Source organism: Robinsoniella sp., from assembly GCF_034124845.1.
In genome coordinates this window covers 1-2,818 of record NZ_JAWYAJ010000214.1, presented here as the reverse complement: position 1 = coordinate 2,818, position 2,818 = coordinate 1, and the positions used below count along the sequence as shown (strand labels likewise).

General features: G+C 42.6%; 3 protein-coding genes. All 3 read left to right on the top strand.

Going from position 1 to position 2,818, the window contains the following annotated elements; all coding sequences use genetic code 11:
• A partial coding sequence (locus ACH2DQ_RS10250; protein WP_395026654.1) for a hypothetical protein occupies positions 1–1,374 on the top strand: 1,374 nt, incomplete at its 5' end.
• 19 nt (positions 1,375–1,393) lie between these two features.
• Positions 1,394–2,362 carry a glycosyltransferase family 2 protein gene (locus tag ACH2DQ_RS10245; RefSeq protein ID WP_394914430.1) on the top strand — a complete coding sequence of 323 codons (969 nt, stop codon included), beginning with the start codon at positions 1,394–1,396 and terminating at the stop codon, positions 2,360–2,362.
• A gap of 103 nt (positions 2,363–2,465) precedes the next feature.
• Positions 2,466–2,818 (top strand): nucleotidyltransferase domain-containing protein (locus tag ACH2DQ_RS10240; RefSeq protein ID WP_395026652.1); only part of this gene is annotated, 353 nt, incomplete at its 3' end.

Here is a 2,818-nt window from a genome sequence, read left to right as displayed (position 1 = left end):
TGCAATTTAAAGGACAAAAAGCAATACGTGATCTGTATAGCGGTGATTGGAATTGAGCTGGCAGCAGTGCTTTCTTCATCGTTTAGCACGCCAAAATATGTGAATCCGCCATGGGTTCATCATTATCAATATGAGAAGCTGGCACAGTCTTTGGCGAAGGGGCATTTTTATCTGGATATCGAACCTTCCCGGGAACTGCAGGCTATGGATAATCCTTATGATAAAAATCTGCGCAAGGAGCTGAATGTTTCACATGAATGGGATACCGCTTATTACCAGGGAAAATATTATGTATATTTTGGAATTATGCCAGTGCTGTTTTTTTATCTGCCGTTCTATTTAATTACCGGTCATGGATTTCCTACCATAGCAGGAACCGTTATCTGTGAAGCATTTTTGATTCTGGGCATTTTATTGCTGCTGCTTGCGCTGGTAAAAAGATATTTTCGTAAGACCACATTAGGTATATTCCTCATGCTTGATATTCTGCTGTTCTGCGCAAGCGGCATTTTGATTATAGCAGTATACCCCACGTTCTATGCACTTCCGATTATTATGGGATTATGCTTTGTGGTATGGGGATGGTATTTTCTACTATCGGGGCTGGGGCCGGACAAGATACGCATGAAACGGGTACTTGGGGGATGCATCTGCCTGGCACTCACTGCCGGATGCCGCCCGCAGATGCTGGCAGCCTGTTTTCCGGGACTGTGCATTTTGATCCCGCATTTAAAAAAGATCTGGAAACTTAATCAAAGAACCTGCATAAAATACGCCGGTATCTGTCTTGTACCGTTTATCGTGATTGGATTAGGTCTTATGTATTATAATTTTGCGAGGTTTGGTTCTCCCTTTGATTTTGGGGCAAATTATAATCTGACTACCAATGATATGACGAACAGAGGATTCCATCCGGACCGGTTTCCTTTGGGAATCTATATGTTTTTGTTTCAGCCGGTGAATTTTCAGGCACAGTTTCCGTTTATACAGAAGACAGATGTGGTAACTGCATATCAGGGAATTACTATTTTCGAAGGAATGTACGGAGGCATATTAATGCTGCATCCTTTTTTATGGATGAACCTGCTGCTTTTCAAAGTAAGAAAGGGATTGAAGAGAAAAGGGTTGCTGTTGTTTGCAGGGGTTTCTCTTGGTGCAGGTATGATAATTATGTGCGCAGATGTGCAGATGGCGGGCATATTAATGCGCTATATGTGTGACTTTGGAATATTTTTAAGTATACCGGCTCTGCTGGTAATTCTGGAAGCCGTAAATGAAATCAGAGACAAACAATTTCTGGCATTTATCAGTGCCGGGACAGCAGTATTAACCGGAATCAGTGTTCTGCTGGGTGCATTGTATCTCTGTAAATGAATGTGAAAGAGGTGAGAAGATGGATAAAATTGCAGTTTTAATACCATGCTACAATGAAAGTACTACGATAGGAAAAGTAATCCGGGATTTTAAAAGAGCTTTGCCGGAGGCCGTGATCTATGTCTATGATAATAATTCCAGCGACGGAACGGATGAGGCCGCCAGAAGGGAAGGTGCGGTCGTCCGTTATGAGAAGAAACAGGGGAAGGGAGAGGTCATCCGTACCATGTTTCGTGAAATAGATGCACATTGTTACCTGATGGTGGACGGAGATGACACATATCCTGCAGAGGATGCAGGGAAAATGTCAGATCTTGTGCTGGATAAAGGAATTGACATGGTAATCGGGGACAGGCTGTCTTCTACCTATTTTGAAGAGAATAAAAGGCTGTTCCACAATATAGGAAACAGAGTGGTGCGCAAGCTGATTAATCTGCTTTTTACCAATAATATACGGGATATTCTGACGGGTTACCGGGCATTCAGCTATCGGTTTGCCAAGACATTTCCGGTATTATCCAAAGGGTTTGAGATCGAAACCGAGATGACGATTCATGCGCTGGATAAAAATATGCATCTGGACAATGTGATTATCACTTATAAGGACAGGCCTCAGGGAAGCGTTTCAAAACTGAATACCTTTTCCGATGGAATCAAGGTGCTGAAAATGGTTGCAAAATTATACAGGCACTACCGCCCCTTTTCCTTTTTTCGCATTATTGCAGTAATTTTAATTCTGCTGTCGGCTGTCTTCTTCGTTCCGGTGTTGGGAGAATACTTCCGGACCGGTTTGGTAGAACGCTTTCCAACACTGATTATCTGCGGATTTCTTGTGGTGGCGGCGCTGCAGTCCTATTTCAGCGGTTTGATATTAAATGTAATCAGTACCAATCAGAAGCAGCAGTTTGAATTATCGCTGAATCAATTTGAAGAATACAAGTCCATGCAGGATAAAGAGGCTGGTGGAAATGAGCCCAAAACGGTGTAATGCAGTTTGATTTAGAGCTTGCACATTTTTCAGGATGTTAGTATAATGTGTTCAGAAAAGCGGATTAGTACCGCTGCGATTACAACCGGAAAGGGAGCTGATTATGTATAAGCATCATGAGGAATCTCTGAAAAATTTAGTGGACTATTTTAAGATAAAGGATGATGTAACTGCGATTGTCTTTGGCGGGTCCGTTGCCAAAGGAATGGAGCGTCCGGATTCGGATCTGGATGCCATGGTTATTCTGACACCTCAGGGATATGAAGAGAAAAAGGCGGAAAACAGGCTGTGTGAGATTATTGACGGCAGATGTACATATGAGGGCGGCTATTTTGACATTAAGTATATGACCAAAGAATACTTAAAACAGGCAGCCCAAAGAGCCAATGAACCTACCAGAAATTCATTTATATGCGCGCGGGTGGTTTACAGTACGGACCCGGAAATCGAAGAAAT

Coding starts and splice junctions, on each gene's coding strand:
- ACH2DQ_RS10245 (WP_394914430.1), top strand. CDS start 1,394: ATGGATAAAATTGCAGTTTTAATACCATGCTACAATGAAAGTACTACG.